Source organism: Nonomuraea sp. NPDC050556, from assembly GCF_044457355.1.
Taxonomy (GTDB): Bacteria; Actinomycetota; Actinomycetes; order Streptosporangiales; family Streptosporangiaceae; genus Nonomuraea.
In genome coordinates, this window is the sequence record NZ_JBITGU010000001.1 from 2,390,468 (window position 1) to 2,410,312 (window position 19,845).

The 19,845-nt window shown below is 68.8% G+C and carries 16 protein-coding genes; 14 read left to right on the forward strand and 2 right to left on the reverse strand.

Going from position 1 to position 19,845, the window contains the following annotated elements; genetic code table 11:
- The first annotated feature begins 8 nt into the window (after window positions 1-8).
- From ACIBG8_RS11700 to ACIBG8_RS11730, 7 genes are all read left to right on the forward strand, one after another.
- On the forward strand, window positions 9-941 hold the full coding sequence (locus ACIBG8_RS11700) for a 4-hydroxy-3-methylbut-2-enyl diphosphate reductase (RefSeq protein WP_397343926.1): 933 nt from the start codon (window positions 9-11) through the stop codon (window positions 939-941).
- Entirely contained in the window at window positions 938-2,305 is a 1,368-nt protein-coding gene (locus ACIBG8_RS11705) for a family 2B encapsulin nanocompartment shell protein (protein WP_397342618.1), read from the forward strand. The genes ACIBG8_RS11700 and ACIBG8_RS11705 overlap by 4 nt, the downstream gene beginning before the upstream one ends.
- Window positions 2,305-4,356, forward strand: coding sequence for a germacradienol/geosmin synthase (locus ACIBG8_RS11710; protein ID WP_397342619.1), 2,052 nt, complete (start codon window positions 2,305-2,307; stop codon window positions 4,354-4,356). Before ACIBG8_RS11705 ends, ACIBG8_RS11710 begins: the two co-directional genes overlap by 1 nt.
- Window positions 4,353-5,651: a family 2B encapsulin nanocompartment shell protein gene (locus ACIBG8_RS11715; protein WP_397342620.1), complete on the forward strand. Its 1,299-nt coding sequence runs from the start codon at window positions 4,353-4,355 to the stop codon at window positions 5,649-5,651. The genes ACIBG8_RS11710 and ACIBG8_RS11715 overlap by 4 nt, the downstream gene beginning before the upstream one ends.
- A gap of 42 nt (window positions 5,652-5,693) precedes the next feature.
- The gene (locus ACIBG8_RS11720; RefSeq protein ID WP_397342621.1) at window positions 5,694-6,470 is read left to right on the forward strand and encodes an IclR family transcriptional regulator; all 777 of its coding nucleotides are present in this window, start codon (window positions 5,694-5,696) and stop codon (window positions 6,468-6,470) included.
- Between the two features lie 112 nt (window positions 6,471-6,582).
- On the forward strand, window positions 6,583-8,508 hold the full coding sequence (locus tag ACIBG8_RS11725) for a glycosyl hydrolase family 28-related protein (protein ID WP_397342622.1): 1,926 nt from the start codon (window positions 6,583-6,585) through the stop codon (window positions 8,506-8,508).
- Between the two features lie 299 nt (window positions 8,509-8,807).
- Window positions 8,808-9,365: a DUF4291 domain-containing protein gene (locus ACIBG8_RS11730; protein WP_397342623.1), complete on the forward strand. Its 558-nt coding sequence runs from the start codon at window positions 8,808-8,810 to the stop codon at window positions 9,363-9,365.
- On the opposite strand, the gene ACIBG8_RS11735 is transcribed toward ACIBG8_RS11730, so the two are convergent.
- Window positions 9,359-9,961 carry a phosphotransferase gene (locus ACIBG8_RS11735; RefSeq protein ID WP_397342624.1) on the reverse strand — a complete coding sequence of 201 codons (603 nt, stop codon included), beginning with the start codon at window positions 9,959-9,961 and terminating at the stop codon, window positions 9,359-9,361. The genes ACIBG8_RS11730 and ACIBG8_RS11735 overlap by 7 nt on opposite strands.
- 76 nt (window positions 9,962-10,037) lie before the next feature.
- Between ACIBG8_RS11735 and ACIBG8_RS11740 the strand changes: the two genes are divergently transcribed.
- From ACIBG8_RS11740 to ACIBG8_RS11770, 7 genes are all read left to right on the forward strand, one after another.
- Entirely contained in the window at window positions 10,038-11,018 is a 981-nt protein-coding gene (locus tag ACIBG8_RS11740) for a LacI family DNA-binding transcriptional regulator (protein WP_397342625.1), read from the forward strand.
- A gap of 75 nt (window positions 11,019-11,093) precedes the next feature.
- The gene (locus ACIBG8_RS11745; protein ID WP_397342626.1) at window positions 11,094-12,677 is read left to right on the forward strand and encodes a DUF4185 domain-containing protein; all 1,584 of its coding nucleotides are present in this window, start codon (window positions 11,094-11,096) and stop codon (window positions 12,675-12,677) included.
- Between the two features lie 147 nt (window positions 12,678-12,824).
- Window positions 12,825-13,898: a glycoside hydrolase family 172 protein gene (locus ACIBG8_RS11750; protein ID WP_397342627.1), complete on the forward strand. Its 1,074-nt coding sequence runs from the start codon at window positions 12,825-12,827 to the stop codon at window positions 13,896-13,898.
- A 14-nt stretch (window positions 13,899-13,912) separates the two neighbouring features.
- Window positions 13,913-15,220: an ABC transporter substrate-binding protein gene (locus tag ACIBG8_RS11755; RefSeq protein ID WP_397342628.1), complete on the forward strand. Its 1,308-nt coding sequence runs from the start codon at window positions 13,913-13,915 to the stop codon at window positions 15,218-15,220.
- On the forward strand, window positions 15,217-16,092 hold the full coding sequence (locus tag ACIBG8_RS11760; protein WP_397342629.1) for a carbohydrate ABC transporter permease: 876 nt from the start codon (window positions 15,217-15,219) through the stop codon (window positions 16,090-16,092). Before ACIBG8_RS11755 ends, ACIBG8_RS11760 begins: the two co-directional genes overlap by 4 nt.
- Window positions 16,089-16,898 carry a carbohydrate ABC transporter permease gene (locus ACIBG8_RS11765; protein WP_397342630.1) on the forward strand — a complete coding sequence of 270 codons (810 nt, stop codon included), beginning with the start codon at window positions 16,089-16,091 and terminating at the stop codon, window positions 16,896-16,898. The genes ACIBG8_RS11760 and ACIBG8_RS11765 overlap by 4 nt, the downstream gene beginning before the upstream one ends.
- Entirely contained in the window at window positions 16,895-19,255 is a 2,361-nt protein-coding gene (locus ACIBG8_RS11770) for a GH116 family glycosyl-hydrolase (RefSeq protein WP_397342631.1), read from the forward strand. The genes ACIBG8_RS11765 and ACIBG8_RS11770 overlap by 4 nt, the downstream gene beginning before the upstream one ends.
- Here ACIBG8_RS11770 and ACIBG8_RS11775 read toward each other — a convergent pair.
- Window positions 19,224-19,838, reverse strand: a complete 615-nt coding sequence (locus ACIBG8_RS11775) for a TetR family transcriptional regulator (RefSeq protein WP_397342632.1) — start codon at window positions 19,836-19,838, stop codon at window positions 19,224-19,226. The two genes, ACIBG8_RS11770 and ACIBG8_RS11775, sit on opposite strands and share 32 nt — an antisense overlap.
- Between the last annotated feature and the right edge of the window lie 7 nt (window positions 19,839-19,845).

The window sequence follows — 19,845 nt, forward strand, 5'->3', positions numbered from 1 at the left end:
TGGGGCGGGTGCTCCTGGCCGCCCCGCGCGGCTACTGCGCGGGCGTGGAACGCGCCATCCGCACGGTCGAGGAGGCGCTGCGCCGCCACGGCCCGCCGGTGTACGTGCGCAAGCAGATCGTGCACAACACCTTCGTCGTGGGCGACCTCACCAGGCGTGGGGCGATCTTCGTCGAGGAGCTGGACGAGGTTCCCGACGGGGCGCTGGTGATCTTCTCGGCGCACGGGGTCTCCCCCGCGGTCAAGGACGGCGCCGCCGTACGAGGGCTGAGAACGGTCGACGCGACCTGCCCGCTGGTCACCAAGGTGCACAAGGAGGCGGTGCGGTTCGCCGAGGCGGGCTACGACATCGTCCTCATCGGCCACGCCGACCACGAGGAGGTCGAGGGCACGCTCGGCGAGGCGCCCGAGCACATCCACCTGGTCGATCCGGCTCACCCCGAGGAGCTGCGGCTCGACGGCGAGCGCCCGGTGGGCTGGCTGTCGCAGACGACGCTGTCGGTGGACGAGACCCTCGGCGCCGTCGCGCGCATCCGCGAACGTTTCCCCCTGCTCGCCGACCCGCCGAGCGACGACATCTGCTACGCCAGCCAGAACAGGCAGGAGGCCATTGCCGCCATCGCTCCCGGCTGCGACCTGGTCCTGGTCGTCGGCTCCCCCAACTCCTCCAACTCCCGGCGGCTGGTGGAGGTCGCGCTCGGCGCCGGAGCCGCCGCAGGACACCTCGTGGACCACGCCGCGCAGGTCCAGGAGCAGTGGCTGGCCGGGGTCGAGACGATCGGCGTCAGCTCGGGCGCCTCCGTTCCCGACCACCTGGTGACCGGGCTGCTCGGCTGGCTGGCCGAGCGCGGCTTCACCCAGGTCGAGACCGTCACCCTGGCCGAAGAGACCCTCACGTTCTCCCTGCCTCACGAACTGCGACAGATAGGTGGTGTGCTGTGACAGATTTGACCAGCCTCGGTACCAAGGCCGCACGCAATCTCGCGACGACGACCAAGACCGCTCCGCAGATGCAGGAGATCACCTCCAGGCATCTGCTGAAGGTGCTCCCGTGGGTGGAGGCCATAGGCGGCGCCTACCGGGTCAACCGGCGCCTGACCTACACCGTCGGCGACGGCCGGGTGACCTTCACCAACACCGGGGCGCAGATCCGGGTCATCCCCGGCGAGCTGTGCGAGCTGGCGCCGCTGCGCGGCTTCGACGATCCGGACGCGCTGACCGCGCTGGCCGGGCTGTTCACCCAGCGCGAGTACGAGCCCGGTCAGGTGATCGTGGAGGCGGGCACGCCCGTGGACCACGTGATCCTGCTCGCGCACGGCAAGGTCAGCAAGATCGGGGCGGGCGCCTACGGCGGCGAGGCCACGCTGGGCGTGCTCGCCGACGGCGACCACCTCGGCGACCAGGCGCTCGGCGGCCCCCTGGCGGTGTGGGACTTCACCGTGAAGTCGGCCACCGCCTGCACCGTGCTGACGCTGTCGCGCGACGTCTACGACGAGTTCACCACCCAGGCGCCGGAGGTCGGCACCCACGTCTCTGCCCACTGGGACAACCCCGACCAAGCCCAGAACCCGTACGGCGAGGCCGAGATCGCGCTCAGCGCCGGCCACGTCGGCGAGGCGACCCTGCCCGGCACGTTCGTCGACTACGACGCGGCGCCGCGCGAGTACGAGCTGAGCGTCGCCCAGACGATCCTGCAGGTCCACACCCGCGTCGCCGACCTGTACAACGAGCCGATGAACCAGACGGAGCAGCAGCTGCGCCTGACCATCCACGCCCTGCGCGAGCGGCAGGAGGACGAGATGGTCAACAACCGCGACTTCGGCCTGCTGCACAACGCCGACCTCAAGCAGCGCATCCACACCCGCACCGGCCCGCCCACCCCGGACGACATGGACGACCTGCTGGCCACCGTGTGGAAGGACCCGGCGGTCATCCTGGCCCACCCCAAGGCGCTGGCCGCGTTCGGCCGCGAGTGCAGCAAGCGCGGCATCTACCCGCCCAACGTGGAGATCAACGGGCAGAAGGCCGCGTCGTGGCGCGGCGTGCCGATGTTGCCGTGCAACAAGATCCCGGTCTCCGACAAGGGCCTCAGCTCGATGATGGTGATGCGGGTCGGGGAGAAGAACCAGGGCGTCATCGGCCTGTTCCGCTCCGGCCTGGTCGACGAGTACGAGCCCGGACTGTCGGTGCGGTTCATGGGCATCAGCGAGAAGGCGATCACCTCCTACCTGGTGACGACCTACTACTCGGCAGCCGTCCTGGTGCCCGACGCTCTGGGCATCCTGGAGAGTGTCGAGGTCGGCTGATGGCCTACGAGCTTCCCGACTTCTACCTGCCGTATCCGCCCAGGATGAACCCGCACCTGGAGTCCGCCCGCGCCCACACCAGGGAGTGGGCTGCGCTGATGGGCATGTTCGACGACCCGGACGTGTGGACCGTCGAGGACCTGGAGGCGCACGACTACGGCCTGATGTGCGCCTACACCCACCCCGACTGCGCGAGCGACGAGCTCGACCTGATCACCGACTGGTACGTGTGGGTGTTCTTCTTCGACGACCACTTCCTGGAGACCTTCAAGCGCAGCAAGGACCTGGAGGGCGCCCAGGCGTACCTGGACCGGCTCGACGAGTTCATGACCGACGACCCGCCGGAGCCGACCAACCCGTGCGAGACGGGACTGAAGGACCTGTGGGACCGCACCGTTCCGGCCATGTCGGAGAAGTGGCGGGAACGGTTCACCAAGGTCACCAGCGAGCTGATGCAGGAGTCGATGTGGGAGCTGTTCCACATCCAGGACGGCCAGGTCTCCAACCCCATCGAGTACATCGAGGAGCGCCGCAAGGTCGGCGGCGCCCCCTGGTCGGCGTGCCTGGTCGAGCACGCGGTGGGCGCCGAACTGCCCGCCAGGCTCACCCCCACCAGGCCGATCAAGGTGCTGACCGAGTCGTTCGCCGACGCCGTGCACCTGCGCAACGACCTGTTCTCCTACGAGCGTGAGGTGGCGCGGGAGGGTGAGCTGTCGAACTGCGTGCTGGTCTGCGAGCGGTTCTTCGCGTGCGACACCCCGCGCGCGGTGGAGATCACCAACGACCTGCTGACCTCGCGGCTGCACCAGTTCGAGCACACGGCGCTGACCGAGCTGCCCGGACTGTTCCTCGACGAGGGGGTGCTGCCGCACGAGCAGGAGCAGGTGCTGCTGTACGTCAAGGGGCTGCAGGACTGGCAGGCGGGCGGGCACGCCTGGCACTCGGCGTCCAGCCGGTACACCAAGGCCGGCCGTACGAAGACCAACGCCTTGGGGATGAACGTCACCACGGCCCATCTGAAGACGGTGACCAGGCCGCATCCCTACTACGAGGAGGTGACGGTCAAGCTGCCCGAGATCTGCATGCCGTTCAGCGTCGGCAGCAACCCGCACCTGGAGGAGGCCAGGGCGGCGAACGTGGAGTTCTGCCGCAGGCACGGCTTCTTCGAGGGCGTCTGGACCGAGGAGAAGCTGGTCGGGTACGACTTCGCGCTGTGCTCGTCGGGGCTCGACCCGGACGGCACGGCCGAGGAGATGTGCCTGTCGGCCGACTGGCTGGCGTGGGGCACCTACGGCGACGACTTCTACCCGCAGACCTACGGCACGGTCCCCGGCCTGGCCGCGGCCAGGGCAGCCAACCTGCGGCTGAAGGAGTTCATGCCGCTCGACCTGGTCTGCCCGCTCCCACCGGCCCCCGGGCTGGAGAGCGCGCTGGCCGAGCTGTGGGCGCGTACGGCCGGGCCGATGCCGATGGCGTCGAGGGTCCGCTTCAGGGCGGCCGTCGACGACATGCTGGACAGCTGGATCCCCGAGCTGGCCAACCACGTGCAGCACCGGGTCACCGACCCGGTGGACTACATCGAGCTGCGCCGCAGGACCTTCGGCTCCGAGCTGACGATGGCGCTGTGCCAGCTCAACCCGCACCGCGACATCCCGCAGGAGAGGTTCCAGAGCAGGGAGCTGCTGGGCCTGGCGCACGCGGCGCAGGACTTCGCGTGCATGACCAACGACCTGTTCTCCTACCGCAAGGAGATCGAGTTCGAGGGCGAGGTGCACAACGCGGTGCTGGTGCTGTCGGCCTTCTTCGACTGCCCGGCGCAGGAGGCGATGGAGATCGTCAACAGGCTGATGACCGCCAGGGTCGAGCAGTTCGTCCACATCAGGGACAACGACCTGAAGGGGTGCGACGAGGCCGTGGCCGAGTACGTGAAGGAGCTGGAGGACTGGATGGCGGGCATCCTGCGCTGGCACCGCGAATGCCGCCGCTACACCGATCTGGAACCCACCTGGACCGGCAGGCAGTGCATGACGATCCTGCGGAGCGCCTCATGAACAGCGCGCTGAGCCTCGGCACCGCGGCGGCGCGGCAACTGGCGACCGTCACCAAGACGCCGCCGCAGATGCGCGAGATCACCCCTCGCCACCTGCTGCGCGCGTTGCCGTGGCTGGAGGTCACCGGCGGCGCGTACCGGGTCAACCGGCGCCTGACGTACACGGTGGGCGACGGGCGGGTGACCTTCACCAACACCGGGGCGCTGGTGAGGGTGATCCCGGGCGAGCTGTGCGAGCTGCCGTCGCTGCGCGGCTTCGAGGGCGATCTGGGGCCGCTGGCCGCCCAGTTCGTCCAGCACGACCTGGAGGCTGGGCAGGAGGTGCCGGGCGGCGAGATCGTGCTGGTCGCGCATGGCAAGATCGCCCGCATCGGCGCCGGTGAGTACGGCGGCGAGCGGGTGATGGCGGTGCTGGCCGACGGCGACCACCTGGGCGACCTGGGCAGCCCGGCGCCGCCCGCGCGGGCGGTCACCTCCTGCATCGTGCTCGTCCTGCTGAGGGCCGAGCTCTCCCCCGAGCTGCGCGAGCACCTGGCCAGGCCGTCCGGCGGCCCGAGCAACAAGTACGGCGAGGCCGCCATCGCCCTGGCCGCCGGGCACCGGGGCGAGGTCGCGCTGCCCGGCACGTTCGTCGACTACGACGCGGCGCCGCGCGAGTACGAGCTGAGCGTCGCCCAGACCATGCTGCGCGTGCACACCCGGGTGGCCGACCTGTACAACGACCCGATGAACCAGACCGAGCAGCAGATCAGGCTCACCGTGGAGGCGGTGCGCGAGCGGCAGGAGCACGAGCTGGTCAACAACCGCGACTTCGGCCTGCTGCACAACGCCGACCTCAAGCAGCGCATCCACACCCGCGAGGGCCCGCCCACCCCCGAGGACATGGACGAGCTGCTGAGCAGGCGGCGCAACACGCACTTCTTCTTCGCCCACCCGCTGGCCGTAGCCGCTCTCGGCCGCCAGTGCACGAACAGGCGCGTCTACCCGGGCATCGCCGAGTTCGGCGGTTCGCGGGTGATGACGTGGCGCGGGGTGCCGATCCTGCCGTGCGACAAGATCCCGGTCAGCGACCGCGGGCTGACCTCGATCCTGGCGATGCGGACCGGGGAGGACAAGCAGGGGGTGGTCGGGCTGCGCCGTACCGGGCTGCCCGACGAGTACGAGCCGGGTGTGTCCGTCAGGTTCGGCGGGATCAGCTCGCGGGCGATCACGTCGTACGTGGTCACGGCCTACCACTCGGCAGCCGTCCTGGTCCCGGACGCGCTGGGGGTGCTGGAGAGCGTGGAGGTGGGCTGACTACCAGGTGTGCGCGCCCGAAGCGGAGGGTAATCCTCGGTCGTGTCGCACACCTCCCTTCCCCACGACGCGCTCGGCAGCCTCGAACGGGGCATCGAGATCCTCATGTGCCTGACCGGGCCGCCGCTCGACATGGCCCGGATCAGGAAGCTCACCGGGCTGCCGAGGACCACCGCCTACCGGCTGCTCGCCATCCTGCGGGACGGCGGGCTCATCAGGAGCACGGACGGCGGCTACGAGCTGGGCGGGCACCTGGCCGCGCTGATGGCGACCTACCAGTCGCGGATGCGCGGCCACCGGCGCGACGTGCTGCCACACGTGCTGTCGCTGTACGAGTCGACGCGGCAGACGGTCAACGTGGGGGTTCCGCAGGGCCTCGCGGTGCGCTACACCGAGCGGATCTACGGGCACAACCGCACCGCGTCCCGTTCCGACGGGGTGGACACCGCGCCGTTGCACTGCACGGCGATCGGCAAGGTGCTGCTCGCCTTCGACCCCGGGCTGCAGCGGGACATGCTGGGCTCGGGGCCGCTGCCGCAGCTGGCCAGGCGCACGATCACGCGGCGGGCCGTGCTCGAGCGGGAGCTGGCGCTGATCAGGAACGAGGGGGTGGCCTACGCGCAGGAGGAGTTCGACGAGGGGCTGATGTGCGCGGCAGCGCCGGTGTTCGGGCCCGGGGGCGAGTGCCGGATGGCGATCGGCGTCGCCTCACCCGTGCGCGGCACGCCGCTGTCCCGCCTGGGCCCCGCCGTGGCCCTGGCCGCCCGCCAGGCCAGCGACACCCTCGGCCAGCATCTCAAGGCTCCGCCGGGAGAGTAGGCAGGACGAGCACCGTCGTGGACGCAAAAATTCTGCAGTCTGGCGAAATTTATGGACAAGCCAGTGAGAAAGTCTTAATGTCACCTCACCCCCTTCGAGAAGTGAGCGTGCGATGTTCCTCACCAGAGCTCTGTTAGCCGTCGGACTCGCGCTCACCGGAGCGGCGGCCCTCCCCTCCGCCGGGCCCGTGGTGACCCGCGCCGCCCTCGACCCGTCACTCGTCGCCGGACGGGGCGCGAACGTGCGGTTCCTGGAGCAGGAGGCGGAGAACGCCGTCACCAACGGCACGGTCATCGGCCCCGACCGCACCGCCTACACGCTGCCCGCCGAGGCCTCGGGGCGGCGGGCCGTACGGCTGGCGCCTGGGCAGTACGTGGAGTTCACGCTGCCCGCCGCGGCGAACGCGGTCACCGTGCGCTACAGCATTCCCGACGCGCCAGGCGGGGGCGGCATCACGGCGCCGCTCGACGTGAACGGGCGCAGGATGACGCTCACCTCGCAGTACTCGTGGCTCTACAACCAGTACCCGTTCACCAACGACCCGCAGGCCGACCTGCTGCACCCGGACTGGTGGGTCACCGAGTGCTCCTGCGTGCCCGGCGCGGGTGCGTCGTTCCCCAAGCCGTTCCGCCCGATGCACTTCTACGACGAGCAGCGGATGTGGCTCGGCAAGACCTACCGCGCGGGCTCGACGGTACGGCTGGCCGTACCGGCTTCGAGCAACGCGGCCTGGACGGTCATCGACCTGCTGGACTCCGAGCTGGTCGGGCCGCCGCACGTGCGGGTGGCCGCCGCGAACGTCCTGGCGTTCGGGGCTGACCCGCTGGGGCGGCGCGACTCGGCTCCCGCGTTCGACCGGGCGATCGCCTTCGCGCGCTCCAAGCGGGTGCCGGTCTACGTTCCGCCGGGTGTTTTCCAGGTCAACCGGCACATCATCGTGGACGACGTGACGATCGAGGGCGCGGGCAACTGGTACACGATCATCAAGGGGCGGTCGGTGGCGCTCGATCCCCCGGCTCCGGACGGGTCGGTCCACACGGGGGTCGGCTTCTACGGGGTGAACAGCCGTAACGTGCACCTGTCCGGGTTCGCGATCGAGGGGGACGTGCGGGAGCGGATCGACACCGACCAGGTGAACGGGGTCGGCGGGGCGATGAGCGCGTCGACGATCTCGGGGTTGTACATCCATCACACCAAGGTCGGCCTGTGGTTCGACGGCCCGATGTCGGGGTTGCGCGTCACGGACTCCATCGTGGTGGACCAGATCGCCGACGCCCTGAACTTCCACACCGGAGTAACAGCCTCCACCGTGTCCGGAAATTTCATCAGAAACACCGGCGATGACGGGCTGGCGATGTGGTCGGAAAAGCTCCCCGACTCGGGCAACGTCTTCGACCACAACACCGTGCAGTCACCGACCCTGGCCAACGGCATAGCCGTGTACGGCGGAGCCGACAACACGGTGTCGGGGAACCTCATCGCCGACCCGGTGCGTGAGGGGAGCGGGATCCAGGTAGGCTCCCGCTTCGCCGCCGAACCGTTCACCGGCAAACTGACCCTTTCCAGCAACACCACCGTCAGGGCCGGAACCTTCGAACTGAACTGGAAGATCGGCCTGGGCGCGATCTGGTTCTACGCGCTGGAACGCAGCATCGACGCCGACATCCGGGTGACCGGCGACCATTACCTGGACAACGGCTACAACGCGATCATGCTGGTGAGCGAGTGGCCCGTGAAGGACCTGTATTCCATCAACGGAGTCCACTTCAAGGACATCCGCGTGGACGGCACAGGCACCTCCGTGGTGAGCGCCCGGGTGAAAGGGTCAGCCTCCTTCGAAAACGTCGACGCACGGAACGTGGGCGCGGTGGGGGTGAACAACTGCGGCTCCTTCAACTTCCCCGCCACAGGCTCGGAGTTCTCCCTGGCCGACGGGGGCGGTAACGACGGTTGGCTGGCCCCGTGGATGCTCCCCAACACCATCACCTGCGACGACCGCCCACCCGTGGTACCCCCACCACCCCCCTCCACCTGGTAGAAGCCCCACCCAGCCTCGCCCGGCGGCCGCCCACCCGGCCACCCCTGCTGGCAGCCAGCCCGGCCTCGCCGGCCGGCGGCCAGCCCAACCCCAAGAACAACCTCCCCTTTCACCCAGCCGACAAGGACCACCACCGCCCTGAAACGACCAGCCCCTCGTCAGTTGGCAGGGCAACCCCGCCAACTGACGAGAGGTTGGTCACCCACGCTTGGCGAGGGGCCCACCCTTGGCCCGCGCACTCACCGGATCGCGGGTTAACGCGTTGCGTACGGCGCGCCTGGCCCGGCACGCTGATCGGTATGAAGATCCCCTACCGGCAGATCCGCGCCGGATACACCGAGGAGGCCATCACCGTCTACCAGGCCTACGACCCGGACATAGCCGCCCCAGCCGTCGCCGCCCAAAGGTTCGTCGAGCCGTTCAAACGAGCCCGGATGACGTGGATCAAGCCGTCGTTCCTCTGGATGATGTACCGCAGCGGCTACGCCACCAAGCCCGGCCAGACCCGGGTGCTGGCCATCTCCCTGACCCGCGAAGGCTTCGAGTGGGCGCTCGCCCACTCCTGCTTGAGCCACGGCGTGGAGGGCAAGGAGAACTACCCGGTACGCGTTCAATGGGACCCGGAGCGCGACACACACCACAACGCCCTGCCGTACCGCTCGATCCAGATCGGCTTGTCAGGGGAGGCAGTGGACCGCTACCTCGACGAGTGGACCCTGTCGATCACCGACATCACCCCGCAGGTCCACACCCTCCACGCGCAGCTCCGATCGGGCGCGGACATCACCCCAGCGCTGCCCGCCGAACGCGCCTACCCCCTGCCGGACGCGCTCGCGCGGGCAGTCGGTGCTCAGTAGCTCTCCCTCAGCCGCACGAGGTCCTTGTCCGTCAGCTCCGGCAGACCGTAGGCGTTGACAAATGCGCGCGCGTGGCGGTCGTCGCCGAAGTTGAAGTGCAGACTCCACAACGCGGCCGCCAGGTCGACGTCCCGGTCGGCCAGCCCCGCGGCCCCGACGTCGAGGTAGCCGGTGAACCGGTCGGCAGAGGTGACGAAATTGGGCAGGCAGGCGTCGCCATGGGTGAGGACGGCGCCGGGCTTCGGGTCACCGAAGGGGCAGTCCTGGGCATCCACGGCATGCAACCCGCGCAACGCACCGGCGAGTAGCCGTACGACGGTCTCCGGACAGGCCAGGCGGTGGGTCAGGTCGTTGCCGGGCAGCTCGCTCGTGATCAGGTAACCGTCGCTCCAAGCCAGGACCTGGGGTACGGCTACGCGCGTGGCTAGCCACGCCAGCCGGTCGCGCTCCGCAGCCACCTCGGGGCCCTGCTTCACGTACACGACCGCACCGGCAACGGTTCTGGCGCGGTGGACGACGGTGTGATCGCCGCTGCGTATCCGCTCCCAGGAGACGAGAGACTCCCCCAACAACCCCGCGACACTCTCACGCATCATGATCCCATGATCCCTCCGTGTCGCAGGGCGTCGAGGTGGAAATCGATTTCCGCTAGGCTGTGGCGCGGAGGTGCTGGTGTCGAGGATCACGATCAAGGATGTCGCCGGCCTGGCCGGGGTGTCCCCTGCCACTGTCTCCCGGGTGCTCAATCATGGCCCCACCGTGGCCGAAGAGCTGCGGGTGCGGGTGCTTGACGCGGTTGGCCGGCTTGGGTATCGGCCCAACAGCCAGGCCAGGTTTCTGCGGACCCGGGCCACCACGGTTCTCGGGGTGATCATCTCGGATATCACCAATCCGTTTTTCACCTCCATGGTCAGAGGAGCGGAGGACGCGGCGAGCAAGGCTGGCTATTCTGTCGTGCTTGCCAATACCGATGAGGATCTTGGCAAGGAGCAGCGGTATATAGAGGTGGCCGTCGCCGAGAATATGGCGGGGGTTATTCTTTCGCCTGCCTCCACTTCTCGTACCTCCATCGCGCTTCTCTCCGAGCGGGGGATTCCGGTCGTCACCGTGGACCGGCGGCTGCAGACGGCCAAGGTGGATCGGGTCGGCGTCAACAACGTGCGGGCCGCGCAGGAAGCGGTGTTGCGCCTGGTCGACCAGGGGTGTCGCAGGATCGGGTTCATCGCGGGGCCCGCCGAGGTCACCACGTCGGTGGATCGGCTTGCCGGATACAAGCATGGGCTCAAGGCTTCGGGGCTGGCTTATCGGAATGAGCTTGTCGTCCGGGGGGATTATCGGATCGAGGGCGGGCGGGCTGCCGCTCATGCATTGCTTGCGTTGCGGCCGCGGCCCGACGCGTTGTTCGTGTCGAACAATCTCATGACGCTTGGGGCGGCCACGGCTCTGCGTGAGCATGGGCTCGGGTATCCGGGCGACATCAAGCTTGCCGCTTTTGATGACATGAGCTGGACTCTCGGGCTCAGTGACGAGATCACGCTGATCTCGCAGCCCACCTACGAGATCGGGCGGCAGGCAGCTGAGCTGCTGCTGCGCCGGGTTGCCGGGGAGCAGTTCCCCGCCAGGCACGTGGTGTTGTCGGCCTCTCTGGCCTGACGGTCCGTTGACGGGTCGGCCGTGCCCGCGCACAATGCGAGAAATCGATTTCTCTCATCGAGAGGTGCCCAGAAGATGAAATTTCGGGCCCTGTTCCTTCTCGCTCCCCTGCTTCTCGTCTCGACAGCAGCGGCGAACGGCAACGCCGCAGCGAACTCGACCAACGCGGCCAACGCGGCCAACGCAGTCAACGCGGACAGCACGACCGACGCGGCCAACACGACCGATGCCGGTGTGGGTGTCATGACCTCTGCCAAGTCCCCCGCCATCGTCGTCGGCAAGGTCACCGGCCCCGGCTCCACCAGCGCCACCGACACCACCTGGAACGTCAAAGCCACCGACCTCGGCATCATGTGGGACAACGGCTCCAACCAGGTCCTCACCGCCTTCGGTGACACCTTCGGCGCCTCCTGGGCCCCACCGGGCGCCAACGGCGACGACTGGCGCAGCCAGGTACTCCTCCGCAGCAACGACACCAACCTCGCCGACGGCATCTCCTTCCAGAGCGCCGCCACCGACACCCCGGGCCACGCCAAGCAACTCATCCCCAGCCGCAAGATCGACAACGACGAGATCACCGTGATCCCCACCGCGGGCGTCTCCGTCGGCAACCGCCAGTACCTGGCCTACATGTCCGTACGCCACTGGGGCCCGCCCGGCGAGTGGGACACCAACTACGCCTCCATCGCCTACTCCGACGACAACGGCCAGAACTGGACCACCGCCGGCGGCCCCCGCTGGGACAACCCGAGCGGCACCGACCCGTTCCAGATGGCCGCGATGGTGAGAAGAGGCGGATACGTCTACCTGTACGGCACGCCCAACGGACGCAACGGCGCCGCCCACGTGGCGCGGGTCCCGGAACAGCAGGTGCTCGACAAGAGCGCCTACCGCTACTGGACCGGCAGTACCTGGGGCACCACCGCCGCCTCCATCGTGGCCGCCCCCGTCTCCGAGCTGTCCGTGCAGTTCAACGCATACACCGGCAAGTGGCTGATGACGTACCTGATGGGCAGCGACATCGTCCTGCGCTCGGCCTCCGTCCCCCAGGGCCCGTGGAGCGCACCCAGCGTGGTGGCGAGCTTCGCCGACTACCCGGGCCTGTACGGCGGCTTCATGCACCCCTGGTCCTCCGGCTCCGACCTGTACCTGACGATGTCGGAGTGGACGCCCTACAACGTCTACCTGATCAAGATCTCCCTCAACCCGGACGCCACGATCGCCAACCCCAACCTCGTCCAGGACCCGAGCTTCGAGCGCCAGACCACCGGCACGGTCTCCACCCCGTGGGCGGTGACCGGCAACGGCGGCATCGACCACGACACGTGGAGCTTCACCGCCGACCGCAACGGCTTCGTGCGCTACAACAGCGGCTGGCACGACCTGCACCAGGTGATCACGGTCGCCCGCAACACGAACTACCGGCTGACCGGCTGGCTGCGCACCTCGGCCAACAGCGACAACGGCTTCTTCGGCGCCCGCACCCCGGGCGGCCCGCCGTTCGCCGAGGTCAACTTCCACGCGGTGGGCCAGTGGACCCGGTTCACCGTCGCCTTCAACAGCGGCAACCGCACCTCGGTCGAGGTGTTCGCGGGCATCTGGACCGACAACGGCGACATGTGGCTCCAGGTGGACGACGTCGCGGTGGTCCGTTCCTAGGAATCGTTTTCCAGCCCGCCGTACGGCCCAGCCCCAGGTCACCGCCCTATCAGAGCAAATCACGAAAAATCACGCTCTTGACGGCTCAGCCCGGACAGGAGTACGACGTCAGCAATCGATTTCTCGCACACCCCGGGAGAGCTGATCGTGACCTATGGCCCTTACGGCAGCAGCCTGCGCGACCTGCCTCGGCTCCGCTCGCACCGCCGCCGCCGCGCGTCGAGCTGGGACAGGTCGGGCGGCAACGACGACCGGATCACCATCGGCCCCGGCGAGATGGTCACCCTCGCCGACCTCACCGGGGCCGGTTCGATCAACCACATCTGGATGACCGTCGCCCCCCGCGACCCGGGAACCCCGGAGACCGGCGACCGCGACTTCCTGCGCAAGCTGGTGCTGCGCGTCTTCTGGGACGACAACGAACACCCCAGCGTGCTCGTCCCGCTCGGCGACTTCTTCGGCGTCGGGCACGGCCGTACGGCCAACATGGTCTCGGCCCCGCTGCAGATGAGCCCGCAGGACGGCAAGGCCTTCAACAGCTGGTTCCACATGCCCTTCGCCTCGCGCGCCCGCTTCGAGCTGACCAGCGAGTGCGAGTCCGAGGTGCTGTGGTTCTACTACTACATCGACTACGACGCCTTCGACGAGCTCGGCGAGGGTCTGGGGCGCTTCCACGCGCAGTGGCGGCGCGAGTGCCCTGCCGACGGCATCGACCAGGGCGAGCTGAGCAACTCCGACTTCCTGTTCGGCGGCCAGAACCTCGACGGCGCGGGCAACTACGTGATCCTGGAGGCCGAGGGGCGCGGCCACTACGTGGGCTGCGTCTTCAACGTCACCAACCTGCGCCACACCGCCGACTGGAACTGGTACGGCGAGGGCGACGACATGATCTTCATCGACGGCGAGGCGTTCCCGCCGAGCCTGCACGGCACGGGCACCGAGGACTACTTCAACACCGCCTGGTGCCCCAGCCAGCCGTACCACGCCCCCTATCACGGGATCACGCTGGCCGGCGGGGAGAACTGGGGCGGCCAGATCTCCATGTACCGCTTCCACGTCGAGGACCCCGTCCCCTTCACGACCTCGATCAGGGTGACGATCGAGCACGGGCACAACAACCACCGCAGCGACGACCTGTCGTCGGTCGCCTACTGGTACCAGGAACTGCCCCACAAACCCTTCAGCCTGCCGCCCGTGGGCGCGCGGCTGCCCATGCTCTAACCAACGGAGGAGTCATGCGACTCATCGCGCTCGTGAGCGTACTGGTTCTGATCGCGGGGTGCGGGGGCACGCCACGCGGCCCGGCGGGCCAGGCCGGGAAGACCGAGATCATCCTGTGGCAGCAGAAGTTCACCGACCAGGAGGACGCCTGGTACAAGAAGGCCGTCGCCGCCTACAACAAGGCGCAGGACAAGGTGGTGCTCAAGCACCAGATCGTCCCGGCCGACGTGTGGGACCAGAAGATGAAGGCGGCCCAGGCGGCGGGCAAGGCGCCCGACGTGTACACCCTCAACTACAACAAGGTCCCCGCTTTTGCCCGCACCGGGCAGATCCAGGCGCTCGACCCGCTGATCCCCGCCGACAAGTGGGCGGGGCTGCAGAAGCCCGTGCTCGACTCGGTGAAGTACAAGAGCCAGGCGTACGCCTACCCGATGCTGGTCGAGCCGTCCGCTGTGCTGTTCTACCGCAAAGACCTCTTCACCAAGGCGGGCCTCGACCCGAACAGGCCGCCCGCGACCTGGGCCGAGCTCATCGACTACGGCAAGAAGCTGACCACCAAGGACGTGTCCGGCGTGGTCACGGCCGGGGTGGCGGTCGACATGGCGTGGTCGACGTGGGGGCTGCAGTGGAACGCCGCCGGGCACCTGCCGATCAGCGACGACTGGGGCACCCCGCAGGCCAGCGACCCGAAGTACAAGCAGTTGCTGCAGGTCTACCAGACCCTGTTCCAGCAGGGCATCATGCCCAAGCAGGCGCTCGGCGCGTACGCGGACGCCAACCCGATGGGCCAGGGCAAGGCGGCGATGATGGTGTGCGGCTCGTGGGCGGCCAGCGTGCTGCTGTCCGACTACCCGAAGATGGTGCCCGACATCGGCGCCGCTCCCCTGCCGTCCTTCGACGGCGACGCCACCAAGCCGACCGCCACGCTGGGCGGCTGGACCCTGGCCGTCGACGCCAAGTCGAAGCAGGCCAAGGCGGCGGCCGACTTCGTGAGCTGGCTGCTGGCCGGTGACACGACGCTGCTGGTCGACTTCTTCAAGACGACGAAGTTCTCGAAGTACTCGCCGCGCGCGGTCGTGGCCGACGCGGTGAAGAGCGACCCGGCCGCGGCGGAGAACGTGTGGAGCAAGACCATCGAGGACAGGATCGTCGCCTACGCCAAGCCCGAGCCGACCTACGACTTCGCCATCAGCCTGGCCTTCGGCAAGGCGATCGAGAAGGCGCTGCAGGGCAAGGACATCGACGCGGCGCTCAAGGCTGCGGACGCCGAGATCAAGGATGTGATCGCCAAGAACAACCTGGCAGGGCAGGGCACAGGGTGATCAGGAGGCACAAGGACACCAGGGTGGCGCTGGTGATGCTGGCGCCGCTCCTGGCCCTGCTCGGAGTCTTCGTCATCTGGCCGCTCGTGCACGCCGTCTCGATCAGCTTCTTCACGTGGAGCTTCTACGAGCCCGCCGTGTTCGTGGGGCTGGACAACTACGTCAACGTGCTCACCGACGCCGAGTTCGTCTCGTCGGTGGGCCGCGGCCTGCTCTTCTCCGCGATGGTGGTGCCCGTCCAGGTGCTGATCGCCTTCGTCTTCGCCAACCTGGTGAAGGCGTCCAGCAGGCGCATGGCCGGGATGCTCAAGGTGACCATCTACCTGCCCGCGGTGATCTCCGAGGTGATCGCGGGCATCGTGTTCGCGCTGATCTACACCTACCGGGGCGGCCTGCTGAACTGGTTCCTGCACACCGACGTCGCCTGGCTGGGCGAGACGGGTACGGCGCTGCCGTCCGTCGCCGTCCCCGCCATCTGGATCGGGACGGGGGTGGCCTCGCTGATCATGCTGGCCGGGCTGCTCGACATCCCCGAGGCCTACTACGAGTGCGCGTCACTGGACGGGGCCGGGCCGTTCACCAAGATGTACCGCATCACGGTGCCGCTGATGCGCAACATCATCCTCTACCTGCTGGTCACCGGGTTCGCCGCGTCGCTGCAGTTCCTGGTGCTGCCGCTGGTGATGTCCAACGGCAGCGGCGGTCCGCTCGACTCCACGACGCTGCCCAACCTGTTCATCCTCCGCCACTTCACCAACGACGTGTACATCGGCTACTCGATCGCCGCAGCGCTGCTGCTGTTCGTGGTGCTCGGCGCGGTGTCCGCGGTGATCTTCCGGCTGGTGCGATCGGAGAAGGCGGTGGACGGATGATCGGGCGTCTGGCGAAGTACGTGCTGGCCCTTTTCTTCGTGTTCGCGTCGGTGTTCCCGCTGGCGTGGATGGTGATCGCCGGGTTCAAGGCGAAGACCGAGGTGGTGGCAACACCGTTCCAGTTCTTCCCCGAGATGTGGCAGTGGGACAACTACGAGCGGATGCTGGCCGACGAGGCGTTCCTGCGCTCGCTGGCGGTCACCTTCGCCGGGGCGCTGATGTTCGCCGCGTTGAGCCTGGTGGTCAACGCGCTGGGCGCGTACGTGTTCGCGCGGCTCGACTTCGCCTTCAAGCGGGTGTTGTGGGTGATCGTGGTGGGCACGATGTTCGTCCCCGGCATCGCGATCATGCTGACCTCGTTCATCGTGGTCACCCAGCTCGGCATGCTCGACTCGATGGCGGTGCTGGTCATCCCCGGCGCGGCGTCGGGGCTGCAGGTGTTCTTCCTGCGCCAGTACTACCTGGGCATCCCGGTCGCGCTGGAGGAGGCGGCCCAGCTCGACGGGGCGGGGCCGTGGCGGATCTTCCGCCACATCTTCGTGCCGCTGTCGCGCGGGGCGTTCGTGGTCGTGGGCGCCACCTCGTTCCTGGCGTTCTGGAACGCCTACGTCTGGCCGGTGCTGACGATCACCGACCCCGACCTGTTCCAGGTGCAGCAGTATCTGGCGACGTTCCGTTCAGAACGGACCTCTGAGCTGGCCCTGCTGATGGCCGGTTCCACGCTGGCGGCGCTGCCGGTCATCGCGTTGTTCCTGATCTTCCAGCGGCAGATCATCGCCGGAATCCGCATCACGGGGTTGAAATGAGTCACATCGCCATGCCGCTGGGCGGCATCGGGACGGGCACGGTCGCGATCTGCGCGGACGGCGGGCTGCGCCAGTGGCAGCTGCAGAACTCCGGCAACCATCTCGGCGACCTGCCGCACACCTTCTTCGCACTGCGGGTGAGCCGGGTGGAGCCGCCGCTCGACACGCTCGTCGTCCTGCAGGGCCCGGCGGCCGAGCCGACGGGCACGCCGCTGGTCACCGACGACCACGTTCCGGCGTGGCAGCGCGAGCTGCCGGGCGTGGAGTCGGTGACCTTCGACGGCCTCTATCCCTTCGCGAACCTGACCTACCGCGACGCGCGGCTGCCGGTCGAGGTGGGCATGGAGGCGTTCAACCCGCTCATCCCGCTCGACGTGGAGCGCAGCTCGCTGCCGGCGGCGATGTTCACCTTCACGATCACCAACCCTGGCCCGGTGCCGGTGCACGTGTGGCTGGCGGCGTCCGCGCAGAACCCGGTCGGCCACGACGGGACCACGCCGATCGACGGGGTGCGCGCCCTGGGCTACGGCGGCAACACCAACCGGGTACGGCGGGAGCCGGGGTGGACCTCGCTGGTCATGGAGAACCCGTCGGCCGATCCCGCCGCGCCGGGTGCGGGCCAGGCGGTGCTGACCGTGGACGCGCCCGGCGCGTGGGCGCTGCCGTCGTGGACGCACCCCGACCAGTTCCTGGGGTTCCTGCGCTCGCGGCCGATCTTCGCCAGGCCGTACGGCTGGAGCCACGGCGCGCCCAGCGCGCCCGGCCAGACGTGCGACGGCGGGCTGATAGCCCCGCTCAGCCTCGAACCGGGGCGGACCGCCCAGGTGCGGGTGGCGCTGACCTGGTACTTCCCCAACAGGTACGCCGACTTCGTGCAGTTCGGGCCGCCGCAGCCGCAGTGGGGCCAGACGCGGTTCTGGCTGGGCAACGCCTACGCCACCCGCTTCGCCGACGCCGTGGACGTGGCCGACACGGTCAGGCGGGACTGGACCGAGCTCCGCGACGACTCGCTGAGCTGGGCGGACACGCTGCGCGACAGCACGCTCAGCCGGGAGGCCGTCACGCACCTGGCGGCGCAGGCGTCGATCCTGCGCAGCCCGTCGTGCTTCCAGGCGGCCGACGGCGCGTTCTTCGGCTTCGAGGGGGTGCTCGGCGCCTCGACCGGCATGTGGTCGGGCGACGTGGGCGGTTCGTGCCCGCTCAACTGCACGCACGTGTGGAACTACGTCCAGGCGGTCGCCGCGCTGTTCCCGACCTTGGAGCGCAGCATGCGGTCCACCGAGTTCGGCGTCATGCAGGCCCCTGAGGGCTACATCCCGCACCGGGTGATCGCCCCGACGTACCTGCGCCAGCTGTGGGACCAGCCGATCGGCGGGCCGGAGGAGCCCGCGCTGGACGGCATGCTGGGCACCGTACTGAAGACCTACCGAGAGGTACGCCAAGGCTCACCGGACCACCACGACGTGCGCCGCCTAATGGCATATATCGCGAAAAAGTGGGATCCGGAGGGCACCGGGGTTCTGCGCGGCGTCCAGCCGTCCACCCACGACATCGACCTCAACGGCCTCAACCCGTTCATGGGCACGTTGTGGCTGGCGGCGCTGCGCGCGACAGAGGAGCTGACCGGGGATCCAGCCTGGGGCGAGCTGTTCAGGAAGGGCAGCGCGCTCTACGACGCGGAACTGTTCAACGGCGAGTACTTCGAACAGCAACCCGAGTCCCCCGACTACCAGTGGGCCACGGGCTGCCTGGCCGACCAGCTCATCGGCCAGTGGTTGGCGCACCAGCTCGACCTCGGCCACCTGCTGCCGCCCGACCACGTCAGGTCGGCGCTGCGCGCGGTCGTGCGGCACAACCTGCGCACCGGGTTCGACGGCTTCGACCACCCCTACCGGGTCTTCGCCGACGGCGGCGACACCGGGCTGCTCATGTGCACGTGGCCGCGGGGCGGGCGGCCCGCCGTACCGACCCGCTACTGCGACGAGGTGTGGACGGGCAGCGAGTACCAGGTGGCGGCGCACTGCCTGTGGGAGGGGCTGGAGGAGGAGGCGCACGCCGTCCTCGGCGGGTTGTGGGCGCGGTACGACGGCAGCCGCAGGAACCCCTACAACCAGATCGAGTGCGGCGACCACTACGTGCGCGCCATGGCCGGATGGTCGGTGCTGCAGGCCATGTCGGGCGCCACCTGGGACCAGCGGACCGGCGTCCTGACCGTGGCGGAGCGCGGGCACGGGCGCTGGCCGCTGGTGTTGCCGACCGGCTGGGGCCACCTGGTCCGCGACGGAGCGGGCACCCGCCTCGTCGCGGTGTCCGGCGAGCTGCCGGTCAGGATCGTGGGTGCTGCCGCACGCTCGTGAGCATGTAGAGGATGGCGTCGGAGTATTCGGCCTTCGTGCGCAGCTTGTCCTCGTCCGCCGCGTCGGCCATCGCCATGCCCGCAGCGCCGAGGATGTGGAAGGTGATGCGGGCCATCGGCTCGACCGGCATCCTCCGCAGGTCGCCGCTGTCGATGAGGGCCCTGATCATGCCCTCGATCAGCCCGTAGGCGTACTGCTCCTCGCACTCCTTCCACCGCTTCCAGCCCATCGCGATGGGGGCCTCCTGCCACACCACGCGCCCGTAGACGGGGTCGCAGCAGCGGTTGAGGAAGCTCTCCACGCCCGCCAGCGCCGCCTGCCACGCGCTGCCCGCGACGGCCGTCACCTCGATGATCTCCTGCATCATCTCGGTCTCCAGCGCGTCGAACACCGCCTCGAACAGCGCGGTCTTGTTCGCGAAGTGGTGGTACACCGCGCCGCGGGTGGCCTGGATGTCGGTCGCGACGTCCTCCAGGGCCGTTCCGGCGAAACCGTGCTGGGCGAACCGGACCGTGGCCGCGTCGAGCAGGGCGGCCCTGGTCGCCTGCGAGTACTGCTCGCGCCGGCTCTTGACAGGTGACATGCCCGAA

What these genes read in the sequence shown, in the direction of transcription:
- ACIBG8_RS11710 (WP_397342619.1), top strand. Translation starts at nt 2,305, where the DNA reads ATGGCCTACGAGCTTCCCGACTTCTACCTGCCGTATCCGCCCAGGATG.
- ACIBG8_RS11715 (WP_397342620.1), top strand. Translation starts at nt 4,353, where the DNA reads ATGAACAGCGCGCTGAGCCTCGGCACCGCGGCGGCGCGGCAACTGGCG.
- ACIBG8_RS11725 (WP_397342622.1), top strand. Translation starts at nt 6,583, where the DNA reads ATGTTCCTCACCAGAGCTCTGTTAGCCGTCGGACTCGCGCTCACCGGA.
- ACIBG8_RS11730 (WP_397342623.1), top strand. Translation starts at nt 8,808, where the DNA reads ATGAAGATCCCCTACCGGCAGATCCGCGCCGGATACACCGAGGAGGCC.
- ACIBG8_RS11735 (WP_397342624.1), bottom strand. Translation starts at nt 9,961, where the DNA reads ATGATGCGTGAGAGTGTCGCGGGGTTGTTGGGGGAGTCTCTCGTCTCC.
- ACIBG8_RS11745 (WP_397342626.1), top strand. Translation starts at nt 11,094, where the DNA reads ATGAAATTTCGGGCCCTGTTCCTTCTCGCTCCCCTGCTTCTCGTCTCG.
- ACIBG8_RS11755 (WP_397342628.1), top strand. Translation starts at nt 13,913, where the DNA reads ATGCGACTCATCGCGCTCGTGAGCGTACTGGTTCTGATCGCGGGGTGC.
- ACIBG8_RS11765 (WP_397342630.1), top strand. Translation starts at nt 16,089, where the DNA reads ATGATCGGGCGTCTGGCGAAGTACGTGCTGGCCCTTTTCTTCGTGTTC.
- ACIBG8_RS11770 (WP_397342631.1), top strand. Translation starts at nt 16,895, where the DNA reads ATGAGTCACATCGCCATGCCGCTGGGCGGCATCGGGACGGGCACGGTC.
- ACIBG8_RS11775 (WP_397342632.1), bottom strand. Translation starts at nt 19,838, where the DNA reads ATGTCACCTGTCAAGAGCCGGCGCGAGCAGTACTCGCAGGCGACCAGG.